Source organism: Kribbella sp. NPDC059898, from assembly GCF_042730855.1.
In the GTDB taxonomy this organism is placed as follows: Bacteria; Actinomycetota; Actinomycetes; order Propionibacteriales; family Kribbellaceae; genus Kribbella.
Map to the genome: position 1 here is coordinate 276,980 of NZ_JBHWKR010000007.1, position 13,527 is coordinate 290,506.

Here is a 13,527-nt window from a genome sequence, read left to right on the forward strand (position 1 = left end):
GAGCGCGAATGCCGGCCGAAGGTGACGAGAATTACCTGACCACCGCCGAGGTCGCGCGTCGCCTCCAGGTCAAACCCGCGACGATCTACGCGTACGTCAGCCGCGGTCTCCTCACCAGCACCCGAGCCCGCGGCCGCCGCGGCAGCCTGTTCGCCACCGAGGAAGTAGAACGCCTGGCCGCCCGCTCGATCGAGCACTCCGGCGTGGTGGAACGCATCGAGTCCCAACTCACCCTGCTCGAGAACGACGAGCTCTACTACCGAGGCCACTCCGCCCGCACCCTCGCCACCACCGCCACAGTCGACGAAGTAGCCACCCTCCTCTGGACCAACCAACCACCCCCAACCCCAACAACCCCCGCACCAACCAAAACCCCCACCCCAGCCACCACCCACACATCCAGCGGGACCACAGCAGGCTTGGGTGATGGGGGTTTGGTGGGTGGTGGTGGGGTGTTTGAGGTTGAGAGGAAGGGGGTGGAGTTGGCTCGGGCGGGGATGGGGGTGGTGCCGGAGGGGGCTCGGTTGACGGATGGGGTGCGGGTGGCGGTGGCGGTGTTGGGGGCTGCTGATCCGTTGCGGTTCGACCTGGCGCCGGGGGCGGTGACGGCTGCGGCGGGGCGGTTGATCGGGACGGTGGTGACGGCGCTCCCGGGGAAGACGGCGTACGGCGCGAAGACGCTGGGCGCGCGGCTCTGGCCGAAGCTGTCGGAGGACGAACCGCGGCCGGAGCTGCTCGACGCCGCGCTGATCCTGCTCGCCGATCACGGTCTCGCGGTCTCCACCGTCGCGGCTCGCGTCGCCGCCAGTGCGCGCGCGAACCTGTACGCCGTGATCTCCGCGGGACTCGGCGCGCTCGACGGGCAGTACCACGGCGCCGCGCCGACCCTCGCGTACGAGTTCCTGGACCGTGCGAAAGCCGATCCGCTGAAGGCGTTGTCGGACCAGTTGCGCTCCGGCAAACCGATCCCCGGTTTCGGCCACCGGATCTACCAGCACCACGACCCGCGCGCCGAAGTACTGCTGGACCTCCTCGGCGACCACCCGATCGTCGGCACCGTCCGCGCGATCGCCGAGCACACCCCCGCGTTCCCGAACAGCGACCTCGCGATCGCCGCGATCATGCACGCGTACCACTTCCGCCCCGACGCCGGCGACGCACTGTTCGCGATCGCCCGGATGATCGGCTGGACCGCCCACGCCCTCGAGGAGTACGCCGCCCCCGCCCTCCGCTTCCGCGCCATGGGCATCTACACCGGCCAAACCACCTGAGCAGCCCGACAGGACGTACACGCCCACCCGTGGTGGTCCCACGCCTGCGGCACCAGACTCGCGCGGGCAGTGGACGCATACGTCCTGTCGACCTGCCGGAGGCCCTACTTCGCGGTGAGTTTTACCAATGTCGCGGCGCCAGGTGCGAGAGAGAGCTGCACTGGGCCGACGCGCTGCGGGACGTACTTCTGTCGGGCCGGCTGGAACAGGCTGACTGAGCCGACTGTCTGCTGGTTCAGCGCGACGACTGCCTTGGCGCGGGCACTGTGCGAGCGGTTGGCGATCAGTAGCCACCGGTCAGTCGTGGCCGCGTCGCGGGACCGGAAGGTGCCGACGACCACGGCGTCGCCGGTGACGCCTGACACCAGGGTCGTCGGGGCGAAGGCGACCGCGCCGTTCGGCAGCGGTGTTTCGTTGGCGTGTTCGACGGTCTCGGAGATCAGCGGCTTCAGCTCCCGGCCGACCGGGTGCAGCCAGGCGGTGTTGATCTGCTGCGCCGCGTAGTACCGCGACGTCCGCTGGCCGTCGACAGTGATCAGCGCCGGGCCGAAGCCTTCCCCACGGGCGGCCTCCGGGGTCCAGTAGGTGAAGTACTGGATGCCCTTCGCGCCGTACGCGAGGCTGATGTTGACCTGCCAGAGCAGCTCCGCCGCGGTCGGTTCGCGATGGTTGTTGTAGGCAAGCGTCTGGATGAACACCCAGGCGGGGATGTCGCCGTGCAGCGCCGCGTCCCGGACGATCGCCCAGTTGTGGAAGTAGTTCGCGTCCTCGCGGCCCTCGGACAGCAACGGGTACCGGTCGAACGAGATCAGCGACGGCTGCACGACGTCGACGAAGTTCCGGTAGTACGCCGGGTCGTCGGACGGGAGCAGGTTGACGTACGGCAGCAGTTGCGGCGCGAGCTCCCGGGAGATCGCCAGCGCCTTCGCCAGGGTCGCGAACCACCCGGCGCCCGGCTCGTCGTAGAAGTTGAAGCCGGCGAGGGACGAGTACGGGCCGTACGCGTTCCGGGCGCGGAGGTACAACGCCTGTGCCTCCGCGGGAGTCACGCTGAGGAAGTCCGCGGGGTTGTCGGAGATCGAGAACCAGCGGGACATGTTCCGGATCTGGATGTCGTCCGAGATCAGCATCTTCAGGCCGGCGTCGCGGGCGAGGCCGAGCTGGTACTGGAAGATGTTGCCGTCGCCGGCGTAGTTGCCGGAGATCAGGAAGTCGAACCCGGCGTTCTTGATCTCGGCGAACCGCGGCGCCGTACTCGCGTACGGATGCGGCGGCCAGAACAACCCGATCGGGAACTCCGGCCCACCGGTCAGCGGCAGCGTGTCCGGCGCCGGTACGGCGACCTCGGCAGCCACCCCCACACCGCCCGAGGCCGTGCCGGCGGCGGACGCGGTGCTGGTGGATGCGGTGGCGGCTGCTGCGGTGAGGGCGGTCGCGCCGGCGCCGAGTAGCAGGCTGCGGCGGCTGGGACCGAGGATCTGGTGCGGGCTGTCCATGGCTCTCCTCCGGAAGGCGGTCGAACGAAAGAACGGTCGAGCAGATCAGGGGTGCCGGCGGTGGGCGGCGACGGCGTCGGCGGTGGCGTCGAAGGCTTGTTCGGCCAGCGCGTAGTCGCGTTGGGCGACGCCTAGGTAGAGGGCATCGAGGACGAGCATCTGGGCATGGCGGCCGGACAGTCCTCCGGTGCGAAGGGTTACGTCGCGGGCGGAGGTGACCAGGACGATGTCGGCGACCTCGGCGAGCGGCGAGCGCGGGTAGTTGGTGACGGCAACGGTCGTCGCGCCCTGCCGGCCGGACCTGGTCAGCGGCTCCAGGACCTCCAGCGTCTCCCCGCTGTGCGAGATCCCGACCGCGACATCCCCCGCACCGAGCAACGCGGAGCTCGCCAACGCGGTGTGCACGTCACTCCACGTACTGGCGGCCCGCCCGATCCGGTGCAGCCGCAACCGCAGATCCTCGGCAACCGCCGCCGACCCGGCGACCGCGTACAGGTCGATCCGTCGCGCGTCGGAGATCGCCGCCGCAGCCCGCCCGAGCGCTCCGACGTCGAGCCCCGCCACGGTGTCCTCGAGCGCCCGCGTATCCGTCCGCAGCAACGTCCGCAGTACGTCGTCCAGCGAGTCGTCCGGCCCTACCTCGGATCCGGTACCGCGCTCCCAGCTGGGACTGGTCCGACCGCTCTCGGCCGCGAGCGTCAGCCGCAGCTCGGCGTACCCGGACAGGCCGAGCGCCAGGCAGAACCGCGTGACGCTCGGCAGCGACGTACCGCAGCGCTCCGCCAGCTGGCCGATCGTCGACGACGCCACCGCCGCCGGATCGCGCAGTACCTCGGCGGCGATCCGCGCCTGCGCCGGGCTGAGCACCGGCAGCAGGCCGTGGATCCGCGCCTCCAGACTCGGCGGCGGTGACTCGACAGCGCTCATGTAAAGAATTCTCAGAGCACCTCAACAACATTTACAAGAATTCACACTGACCGATTCCGGCCAACAGCCGGCGAATCAGCTGTCCGTCATCCGCCGGACAGTGAACTGGTCCGACCAGCCACCGGCGAGGAGTACGTCGATCCGCCCGCTGAGCACGTACGTACCCTCCGGCGTGACCGCCGCCGTCGTCGGCCCGCCCACCGGCCACGGCTCGACCGAGCGCACCCGCGCCGTCCGGAAGTTGTCCGTACTGCTCAGCACGGTCGCCTGCTCGACGCCGGCAGCTCCGAGCTTGTTGGTGATCGCGATCAACCGCCCGTCCGTCGTGAGCGCCAAGCCATCTCCGCCGACCAGTGCACTGGTCAGACCAGTGGTACTGAGTTCACCTCGCGGCGAGATCCGGTACAGCATGCCAGTGTCGTAGCGAACCGTCAGCAGGTAGCCCGACCGCAGCCAGACGATCCCGTTCGCCCCGATCGTGTCGCTGCGCAGCCGTTCGTCGCGCACCAGCACCGATGCGGCACCCGACGGCGTGACCTTGTAGATCGCGTCCGACGCCGGGTCCGTGACGTACGCGTTGCCGACGGCATCGATCGCGAGATCGTTGACGCCGTGACGGCCGCCGGCCGGGTTCAGCCGCGGCGTGTTCAGGTCGACCCGACGCTCGAGCCGGCCCGTGCGCAGGTTGTAGATCGCGACGCCGGATTGCCGGTAGGTGGTGGATTCCGAGGACCGCTCGCCGTTGCCGATGTCGGCGTAGGTGACGAGCAGCCGGTTGCGGACGGCATCGACGTGCAGCCCGAAGGTGGACACACCCGGCGCGACGCCGAACGGATGCGGTACGCCGTCCCGCCCGACCAGCGAGATCCGCCCGGTCGCCATCGACCCGATCAGGAACATCCGCCGCGTCGGGTCCCAGGCGATGCCCTCCGGATACCGGTCGGCCGTCCGCCCGTCGATCTGCACCGGCAGGTAACGGACCGCCGGCCCGGCAACCGCACTGACGGTGGGAAGTGAGGTGGCCAACGCGAGTAGCGCTGCCCCCAGCACACGAAACCTCATGAGAACCTCTCTCGAAAGACTGGATACGAACACAGAGACTAATCAGACCTCTGATGCTCGTCAATGCATATACATCCGCCGCGGTTCGTACGATGTGACTATGCGGATGTCCTTCGACGAGCGGCTCGGTAGTCACCTCAAGCGAGTTGAACAGGAGCTACAAGCAGCCAAGTCGGCCGCAGTGAAGCCGGCCGGCCTCACGGTCCCGCAGTACGCGGCCCTCTTCGTCATGGACGAACAGCCGGGCATCTCAGCCGCTGAGCTGGCCCGCCGCTGCCTGGTCACGCCACAGACGATGACCACGATCCTGCGCAACCTCGAAGCGGCCGGCCTCATCGAGCGGACGCCGCACCCGCTGCACAAGCACGTCATCGAGACGCGCCCGACCGCGGCCGGGCGCAAGGCGCTCGATCAGGCGGACAAGCGGGCCGCCGGCGTCGAACGCCGGCTGGCCGCCGCCTTCACAGCCGAGGAAGCCGAAACCCTCCGCTCCCTCCTCGCCAGGGTGTCAGAATCCCTGACCACAGACCCGATCCTGAAGGACCTTTAGAACAGGGCCGCCATCAACCGACGGCGGGCCTTCACCACGCGGTCGTCGTCCGCACCGACCACCTCGAACAGCTCGAGCAGGTGCAGTCGTACGGCGTTCCGCTCGTCCCCGGACGTCGCCTGGACGGTCGAGATCAGCCGCGCGAACGCATCGTCGACATGCCCGCCCATCAGATCCACGTCCGCGACCAGCAGCTGCGCCTCGACGTCGGCCGGGTTGTCCGCGGCCCGCGTCCGTACGTCGGCCGGCACGTCCTGCGTGCGCTTGACCAGCTGCACCCGCGCCAGCCCGGACCTCGCCTCGGCGTCGTTCGGCGTCTCCTGGAGCAGCTCCTCGTACGCCGCGATCGCGCCGTCGAGGTCGCCCGCACCGACCGCGTTCTCGGCCTTCTCGTACCGCGGGTTCGGCGCGTCCTCCGCCACGGCCTCGGCCACCGCGCCGACCGGCTCCGCGCGCCCGGTGATCCCGTTCGCGACCGCCACGGTCAGCAACTGGTCGAGGTACTGCCGGACCTCCGCCTCGCCCAGCACGCCCTGGAACAGCGGCACCGGCTGACCCCGCAGGATCGCGATCACCACCGGCACGGCCTGGACGCCGAACGCCTGCGCGACCTGGGGGTTCGCGTCGACGTCGATCCGGGCCAGCAGGAACTTCCCGGCGTACTCGGTCGAGAGCTTGATCATCACGTCGCCCAGGCCGCCCTGTGCCCGCGGCGACCACAGCTCGACCACGACCGGGGCCTGCAGCGAACGCTCGATCACGTCGGACTGGAAGTTCGCCTCGGTGACCTCGAGCGCGTAGGCGCCACCACCGGCCGCGGCTTGAGCGCCACCAGCGGCCGGCGCACCGCCGGCCGGCTTGCGGAGGGACGACAGGTCGACCGCCCCGGGACGGGAGAAGTTGGACTGGCTCACCGCTGTCCTCGCATTCCGTGCAGACTCCGCATGTTCACAAACCTATCCTCTACGACGCAGTGGTCCGGCGTTGCGCCCGGGTCGCCATCAGCAGCCGGGCTAGGCCGGCGCGGGTACCGACGATCGCCAGCCGGTCGCCCGTCTGCACCGAACTCGTCTCGCTCGGCTGCCAGTCCCACGGGCCTTGCGACGCCTGCCGGGCGAGGACCCGCAGCCCGCCCGCCTCGTTCAGCTGGCCGAGCGTCCGGCCGTCGGCGACGGAGCCGCCCTCGACGACCACCTCGGTCAGCAGCAGCACCCGGCGCCCGGCCGGTACGAGCACCTGACGCCTCTTGTCGCCGACAGCGGCCGCGACCGCCGGCGCCACCAGCATCGACACCGACCGGCTGTTGCCGAGCCCCAGCTGCCGCTCGACCCGGTCCGCGAGGTCGTGGTCGAACATCCGCATCGTGATCCGGGCCTCCGGGTTGAGGCCCTGGGCAACCATCGCCGACTCCAGGTTGGTGATGTCGCCGTCGGTGATCGCGAGCATCGCCTGACAGTGCTGTACGCCGGCCAGCCGCAGCGTCTCCTCGTTGCTGCTGTCCCCCACCACGACCGGGATCTTCAGCCGGTGCGCGACCTGTACGCCGGGCGCGTCGTCGTCCTGGTCGACCCCGACGACCGCGACACCGCGGTCCACCAGGATCTCCAGCACGCGGGCGCCGACCGTACCGAGACCGCAGACCACGACGTGGTTCCGCGGCCGGCCGCGGACGCCGCCGATGATCCGGGACAACCGGGCGCCGATCAGCGAGTCGACCACGACCGCGGTCAGCAGCGCCATCAGCACGATCCCGGTCAGCTGTACGACGACCGCGCTGACCTTCACCCACGGCTGGGCGTCGCTGAACCGGTCGTCGTCGATCCCGGCCGTCGTGACCACCCCGGCCGCCAGGTACAGCGCCCGCCACCATTCGATCCCGCCGAAGAAGTGCACGATCGCCGTACCGGTCGCGATCAGCAACGCCATCAGCGCCGCGATCTTGCGGACTCGGCTGTCGAGGATGTCGCGGACCGCCTTCGCCCAGCCGGCCGGGCGGACCCGGCGGCCGTACCAGACGGGGCGGATGCCGGTCCCGAGCACGATGTCGACCTTCGGCTCGTCGTCCTCGGCGTCGGCCGGCAGAACGGACAGCGAGCGCGGCCGGTCCGGGTCCGAGCCCGGCATCGGCAGCAGTACGGGCGTCGCCGACGACGTGGCGTCCGCGAGTACGGTCAGGTGCGGCTCGCGGATCAGGTCCGCCTCACCGACGACCACCATCCGGCCGCCGAGCTCCATCCAGGTCAGCTCGTCGTCGTCGAGCGCGTCCGACACGAACGCGGGCGCGGCCAGCGACGGCCCGTTGATCACCACGCAGTCGCCGAGCAGACTGTTCAGCTGGCTGCCGAGCCGCGGGTTCACCATCTGCATGATGATCCGCAGGTCCCGATCCATGTCGCGGGCGGTCAGCGCGGTGTGCACGTTGTGGACGTCGTCGTTGTCGAGCAGCACCAGCGCGCGGGCGGTGGACGGCGTACCGTCGTCGTCCCTGTCGATGCCGGCCTGGCGGAGCAGCGACTCGCTGATCACCGGCGCGTTGATCACCTTCGCGCCCAGCTCGCCGATCCGGTCGCGGTGCCGCGAGGCGGGATTGACGAGCGCGACCACGCGCTCACCCGAGCTCACCAGTTCGGTGACCACCCGGACCATCGTCCGGCTCGACCCGCAGACCACCACCGGTCGTTCACCGAGCGGGCTCGGGTCGGCCGGCGGCTCCTCAGAAGCGGGCGGGCTCTCGGTACTCTCCCCACTGTTCCCGAAGAACGTGACAGATTTCCCCCATCGTGGCCTCCGCACGCACCGCCTCCAGCATGGGTTCGATCAGGTTGCCAGTGCCGCCGGCCGCCTCCACCAGAGCCGATAGCGTACGACGTACCCGGTCCTCGTCGCGGTCGGACTTGCGCTCCGCGAGCACCCGGCACTGCTCGACCTCCACCTCGTGCGAGACCCGGAGGATCTCCAGCTCGCCCGAGACCGTGTCGGTGAGCGTGTTCACGCCGACGATCTTCTTCTCGCCCTTCTCCAGCTTCTGCTGGTACTCGAAGGCCGCGTCCGCGATCTCGGCCATGAACCAGCCGTCCTCGATGCCGCGCAGGATCCCGCCGGTCATCGTCTCGTCCGGGCTCATCTCCTTGATCCGCGCGAAGATCTGCTCGGCCTCGGCCTCGATCGCGTCGGTGAGCGCCTCGACGTACCAGGAACCGCCGAGTGGGTCGGCGACGTTCGTGACGCCGACCTCCTCCATCAGCACCGACTGCGTGCGCAGCGCGATCTCGGCGGACTCCTCGGTCGGCAGCGCGAGGGTCTCGTCGAGGGCGTTGGTGTGCAGCGAGTTCGTCCCGCCCAGTACGGCGGCCAGCGCCTCGACGGCCGTCCGTACGACGTTGTTGGTCGGCTGCTGCGCGGTCAGTGAGACACCCGCGGTCTGGGTGTGGAAACGGAGCCACTGCGCCTTCTCGGTCTTGGCGCCGTACACATCCCGCAGCCAGCGCGCCCAGATCCGGCGGGCGGCGCGGAACTTCGCGATCTCCTCGAAGAAGTCCAGGTGGCTGTCGAAGAAGAACGACAGCCCGGGGGCGAACACGTCGACGTCCAGGCCTCTGCTGAGCCCCAGCTCGACGTATCCGAAACCGTCGGCGAGCGTGTACGCGAGTTCCTGCGCGGCCGTCGAGCCGGCCTCGCGGATGTGGTACCCGGACACGCTCAGCGGCTTGTACGCCGGGATCGTGGTCGCGCAGTACTCCATCAGGTCGCCGATCAGCCGCAGGTGCGGTTCCGGCGGGAACAGCCACTCCTTCTGGGCGATGTACTCCTTGAAGATGTCGGTCTGCAGCGTCCCGTTGAGCTTGGAGATGTCCGCACCCTGGCGCTCGGCGGCGACCAGGTACATGCAGAACGCCGGGACGGCCGGTCCGGAGATCGTCATCGAGGTGGTGACGTCCTGCAGCGGGATGTCCTTGAACAGCCGGTCCATGTCGGTGGCCGAGTCGATCGCGACACCGCAGTGCCCAACCTCGCCGAGCGACTTCGGGTCGTCGGAGTCGCGGCCCATCAGCGTCGGCATGTCGAACGCCACCGAGAGGCCGCCGCCACCGCCGTTCAGGATCATCCGGTACCGCTCGTTGGTCTGCTCGGCGTTGCCGAAGCCGGCGAACTGACGGATCGTCCAGGTCCGGCCGCGGTACCCGGTCGCGTACAGCCCGCGGGTGAACGGGAACTCCCCCGGCCAGCCGATCCGCTCCATCCGCGGGTCGTCGACGCCCTCGGGCGGTCCGTAGACCGGGGCGACCTCGGTGCCGGACAGCGTGGTGAAATCGGCCTCCCGCTTGCGCGCGGCGTCGTACCGCTGCTGCCACCGGTCACGCCCGGCCGCGATCTGCTCGGCATCCATCAGTCAGACCTCCCTAGGGACTGGTCCCAAAATACTAGGACGTCCAACTATTTCCAATCGCGGCTGCGTCACAGGCGGACCGCCGGCACTCATCAATCTCCGCGGAGCGCGCCGAATCGACCCGGTGCCGAGGTCGGGTGTCGCGCGGTTGACGAGTGCTGGGCGTCCGGCGTCAGAAGTCGCCGGCGTTGTGGCGCAGAGGCTCGAGGACCGACCAGAGCATCTTCAGCTGGTCGTCGGTCAGGCCGGCCAGCGCGAAGTCGGCCTGCACCAGGTCGGCGGTGGCACGTTCGACCAGGTCACGGCCCTCGGGGGTGATCTCGCACAGGATCGCGCGGCCGTCGTCCGGGTGCGGCGTCCGGGTCACCAGCCCGGCCGCCTCCAGCCGGCGCACGATCGACGTCACGGACGTCGGGTGCACCTGCAGCCGCTCGCCCATTTTACCGAGCGGCAGCGACCCGCGCCGCGAGAACGTCAGCAGCACCAGCGCCTCGAACCGCGCGAACGTCAGCCCGTGCTTGCGCAGGATCTCGTCCAGCTCGTTGATCACGATCTGCTGCGCCCGCATCAACGACGTGACCGCGCGCATCTGCTCGACGGCGCCCCAGCGCCGGCCCCACTGCCGTGACGCCTCGTCGATCGGATCGAACGGCAACGCCCGCTTCCTCGCCATGTGCGGAACCTTAACCCTCCGCAAATTGTCGGTGGGGTCTGCCAGGGTGCGGGCATGAGATATCTGGATCAGCTACGGACCGAGAGTGCACGGCTCGGTGAGGTGGCGCGGACGGGACTGGCGGCCGCCGTGCCCAGTTGTCCCGGGTGGACGGTCGACGACGTCGTGCGGCACGTCGCGCAGGTGTACGTGCACAAGGTCGAGGTGCTGCGGGACGGCGCGCTGCCGGATCCGTGGCCGCCGGACTTCTCGGAGCTGGACTCTCTGAAGTGGTACGACGAGGCGCGGCACGCGATCGTCGAGGCGCTGGAGGAGGCCGGGACCGAGCGGCCGACCTGGACCTTCAACCCGCGGGACAGTACGTCGGCGTTCTGGCATCGGCGGATGGTGCACGAGACCGTGATCCACCGGATCGACGTCGAGCAGGCGCACGACGTGGTCTCGCCGATCGACCCTGAGATCGCGCTGGACGGGATCGACGAGGTGCTCTACCCGACCGTCGGCGGTCCGTGGTGGGAGGAGGGCGACACCGAGTACCCGGTGGACGCCACGATCCGGCTGAGCGCGGGCGGGCGGTCCTGGACGGTGGTCGTGGACGCGACGAGTGTCGACGTACGGCAAGGGGCCGAGGGTGACGCGGCGGCCGTGGTGAGTGGCGATCCGGCGGCGGTCTACCTGTGGTTGTGGGGGCGGGCCGGTGAGGACGCGATCGAGGTCGCCGGGGATCCGGTGGTCGTGCGGGCGTTCCGCGGGAGAATTTCCGAGGCGTCGCAGTGAGGATGTCCTGTACGGGCGGTGCCGTTCGTTCCCTTCACAACAGACGAGAAGGAGAACTCCGATGGCGCAGTACCTTGCACTGACCTACACCGCGGACGTCGACTGGTGGGCACCCGAGCAGGCCGAGGAGCTGGCCGAGTACCGGCGGTTCGGTGTCGAGTACGCCGGCCAGGTGAAGGCGAGCGCGGTCCTGCATCCGACCGCGACGGCGACCGTGGTCCGGGTGGAGGGCGCACGCGGCGGGCCGATCGTCACGACGGACGGTCCGTACGCCGAGACCAAAGAGGCGCTGACCGGGTACTACCTGATCGAGGCCGGCAACCTGGAGGAAGCGGTGAAGATCGCCGCCGAGATTCCGGCCGCCTGGGGTGGTGCGGTCGAGGTCCGGCCGGTGATCATCGCCAAGTAGGAGCTGGACGGGTGTGGACGAGCTGTACGAGGTTGTCGCCGAGACGGTCCGGATCGAAGGGACGCGGATTCTCGCGACCCTGATCCGGACGCTCGGCGACGTGCAGCTGGCCGAGGACGCCGTCCAGGAGGCGGCGCTGGCGGCGCTCGGGGCCTGGCCGGTGACCGGCGTACCACCGGAGCCGCGCGCCTGGCTGACGGTGACCGCCCGCCGGAAGGCGATCGACATCATCCGACGCGAACGCACGCGCGGCGCGAAGGAACGCGACGGCCAAGCCCTGATCGCACTCCAAGAAGCAGACGTGGTGGAGGACGATCTGCTGCGGTTGATCTTCACCTGCTGCCATCCGGCACTGTCGCCGCCAACCCGCGTCGCGCTGGCACTCCGCACGCTCTGCGGACTCTCGTCCGCGCAGATCGCCGGCCTCCTGCTGACCACCGAGGTAGCGGCGACCAAACGGCTGGTGCGAGGCCGGCAGAAGATCGCGGCCGCACGGATCCCGTACCGCGTACCGTCCGACGCCGAGCTGCCCGACCGCCTACCGGCCGTCTGTGCCGTTGTCCACAGCCTCTACACCGCGGGTCACGCCCCCGCCGAGGGCGAAGCGGCGTACGACGTGGACCTCTGTGCGGAGGCGATCCGCCTGGCGGAGCTGCTGCACTCGCTCCTCCCCGACCAACCGACGCCGACCGCCGTACTGGCGCTGCTCCTCCTCACCGAAGCGCGCCGACCGGCCCGGGTCGACGACGACGGTCAGGTGGTGACGCTCGACCTCCAGGACCGCACGCGGTGGGACCAAGAGCTGATCACCCGCGGCATCGCCCTGCTCAACGAGTCCCTGGAGCGCTCCGAGCGGCAGGCCGACGCGTACCAGCTCCAGGCCGCGATCGCCGCCGAGCACGCCCGCGTACCCATGTACAACGCCACCGACTGGCACGAGATCGTCCGGCTGTACGACCTGCTCGTGACCGTCTCCTCCAGCCCGGCGGCCGAGCTCGCCCGCGTCGTCGCGATCGCCGAGACCGGCGACCTCGACACCGCGTTCGAACTCCTCGACCCGATCCCGCCCAGCTCACGCCGGCACGCCGTACGCGGCGAACTCCTCGCCCGCCGCTCCCAGTACGCCGAAGCGGCCGACGAACTACAGGCAGCCCTCGACACAGCTCCCCCGACGCACCCGGAACGAGCGCACCGCGAACGCCGCCGCGACTACTTCCGCGGGCTCACCCCCTAGTCGTTGTCGATCCAGTTGCCGCGTTCGCTGTTGAAGATCGACTTGGTCGCGGACCCGGACGGAGGCGGCGACGGGCGCGACGAGGTCTGCGCCGCGGCCGGGGCCGGCGTACTGGTGGTGGTGACCTCCTGGGCGGAGTCCATCCCGATCGGGCCGGTGCCGTCGTCGTCGGAGTCCTCGTCCCCCTGGAGTACGTCGACACTCGCGGAGGCGCGCAGGCCGGTGCGCTGGATGACGCGCTGGATGGTCAGGTCCCGGTCGTCGGGACGACTGACCCATTTGATCTCCCGGAAGCCCTGGTCCTGGGCGGCCGACTCGAAGACGAAGTGGCCGTAGCCCAGCATCCGCCCGATGATCGGCTTCTGCAGCGTGATGTCCAGGACCCGCGCGATCGGCGTCGTCGCGACGGTCTGCGAGAACACGCCGCGGATCCGCATCACCCGCATGTTCGTGACCACGAACCGGTCCCGGTGCTCGGTGAGGAACGTCCAGAAAGAGTGCGCGAGGAGCACGAACACCAGCACCAGCAGCACCAGGTTCACGCTCGCACCGACCTTCGTCAGCACCATCGTGGCCAGCAGCGCGCCGGCCAGCACGATCTCCAGCATCGGCACCACGAACACCACCCAGTGGTGCCGGACCTCGTCGATGACGACCTCGCCCTCGTCCGAGATCAGATGGCGCCGGACCTTCGGGTCGAAGATCCGGAACAGGCCTATTCCGGCCATCCACTCACTCCCC

General features: G+C 69.8%; 13 protein-coding genes. 5 read left to right on the forward strand and 8 right to left on the reverse strand.

Annotated elements, in window-relative coordinates; genetic code table 11:
* The first annotated feature begins 8 nt into the window (after positions 1–8).
* On the forward strand, positions 9–1,271 hold the full coding sequence (locus tag ACFV9C_RS23570) for a citrate synthase (protein ID WP_380196703.1): 1,263 nt from the start codon (positions 9–11) through the stop codon (positions 1,269–1,271).
* 104 nt (positions 1,272–1,375) lie between these two features.
* Here the strand turns inward: ACFV9C_RS23570 and ACFV9C_RS23575 are convergent, their stop codons facing one another.
* The 3 genes from ACFV9C_RS23575 to ACFV9C_RS23585 all read right to left on the reverse strand — a co-directional run bounded on the left by ACFV9C_RS23575 (position 1,376) and on the right by ACFV9C_RS23585 (position 4,756).
* Entirely contained in the window at positions 1,376–2,767 is a 1,392-nt protein-coding gene (locus ACFV9C_RS23575) for a hypothetical protein (RefSeq protein ID WP_380196705.1), read from the reverse strand.
* A gap of 45 nt (positions 2,768–2,812) precedes the next feature.
* Positions 2,813–3,694, reverse strand: coding sequence for a MurR/RpiR family transcriptional regulator (locus tag ACFV9C_RS23580; RefSeq protein ID WP_380196707.1), 882 nt, complete (start codon positions 3,692–3,694; stop codon positions 2,813–2,815).
* Positions 3,695–3,769: 75 nt separating this feature from the next.
* Complete coding sequence (locus ACFV9C_RS23585; protein WP_380196709.1) at positions 3,770–4,756, reverse strand: hypothetical protein; 987 nt, start codon at positions 4,754–4,756, stop codon at positions 3,770–3,772.
* 100 nt (positions 4,757–4,856) lie between these two features.
* Between ACFV9C_RS23585 and ACFV9C_RS23590 the strand changes: the two genes are divergently transcribed.
* The gene (locus ACFV9C_RS23590) at positions 4,857–5,306 is read left to right on the forward strand and encodes a MarR family winged helix-turn-helix transcriptional regulator (RefSeq protein WP_380196711.1); all 450 of its coding nucleotides are present in this window, start codon (positions 4,857–4,859) and stop codon (positions 5,304–5,306) included.
* On the opposite strand, the gene ACFV9C_RS23595 is transcribed toward ACFV9C_RS23590, so the two are convergent.
* The 4 genes from ACFV9C_RS23595 to ACFV9C_RS23610 all read right to left on the reverse strand — a co-directional run bounded on the left by ACFV9C_RS23595 (position 5,303) and on the right by ACFV9C_RS23610 (position 10,366).
* Positions 5,303–6,220, reverse strand: coding sequence for a tetratricopeptide repeat protein (locus tag ACFV9C_RS23595; protein WP_380196713.1), 918 nt, complete (start codon positions 6,218–6,220; stop codon positions 5,303–5,305). The genes ACFV9C_RS23590 and ACFV9C_RS23595 overlap by 4 nt on opposite strands.
* A gap of 49 nt (positions 6,221–6,269) precedes the next feature.
* Positions 6,270–8,099: an NAD-binding protein gene (locus ACFV9C_RS23600; RefSeq protein ID WP_380196716.1), complete on the reverse strand. Its 1,830-nt coding sequence runs from the start codon at positions 8,097–8,099 to the stop codon at positions 6,270–6,272.
* Complete coding sequence (locus ACFV9C_RS23605) at positions 8,020–9,693, reverse strand: methylmalonyl-CoA mutase (RefSeq protein ID WP_380196718.1); 1,674 nt, start codon at positions 9,691–9,693, stop codon at positions 8,020–8,022. Before ACFV9C_RS23605 ends, ACFV9C_RS23600 begins: the two co-directional genes overlap by 80 nt.
* A gap of 172 nt (positions 9,694–9,865) precedes the next feature.
* Positions 9,866–10,366, reverse strand: coding sequence for a MarR family winged helix-turn-helix transcriptional regulator (locus ACFV9C_RS23610; protein WP_380196720.1), 501 nt, complete (start codon positions 10,364–10,366; stop codon positions 9,866–9,868).
* A gap of 54 nt (positions 10,367–10,420) precedes the next feature.
* Here ACFV9C_RS23610 and ACFV9C_RS23615 point away from each other — a divergent pair, with 54 nt between their 5' ends.
* The 3 genes from ACFV9C_RS23615 (at position 10,421) to ACFV9C_RS23625 (ending at position 12,786) form a co-directional block, all read left to right on the forward strand.
* Complete coding sequence (locus tag ACFV9C_RS23615; protein WP_380196722.1) at positions 10,421–11,143, forward strand: maleylpyruvate isomerase family mycothiol-dependent enzyme; 723 nt, start codon at positions 10,421–10,423, stop codon at positions 11,141–11,143.
* 61 nt (positions 11,144–11,204) lie between these two features.
* On the forward strand, positions 11,205–11,552 hold the full coding sequence (locus tag ACFV9C_RS23620; protein WP_380196725.1) for a YciI family protein: 348 nt from the start codon (positions 11,205–11,207) through the stop codon (positions 11,550–11,552).
* A gap of 13 nt (positions 11,553–11,565) precedes the next feature.
* The gene (locus ACFV9C_RS23625; RefSeq protein ID WP_380196727.1) at positions 11,566–12,786 is read left to right on the forward strand and encodes an RNA polymerase sigma factor; all 1,221 of its coding nucleotides are present in this window, start codon (positions 11,566–11,568) and stop codon (positions 12,784–12,786) included.
* Here the strand turns inward: ACFV9C_RS23625 and ACFV9C_RS23630 are convergent.
* Positions 12,783–13,514 (reverse strand): PH domain-containing protein, encoded by a 732-nt coding sequence (locus ACFV9C_RS23630; RefSeq protein ID WP_380196729.1) that lies wholly within the window; start codon positions 13,512–13,514, stop codon positions 12,783–12,785. The two genes, ACFV9C_RS23625 and ACFV9C_RS23630, sit on opposite strands and share 4 nt — an antisense overlap.
* Positions 13,515–13,527 lie beyond the last annotated feature (13 nt).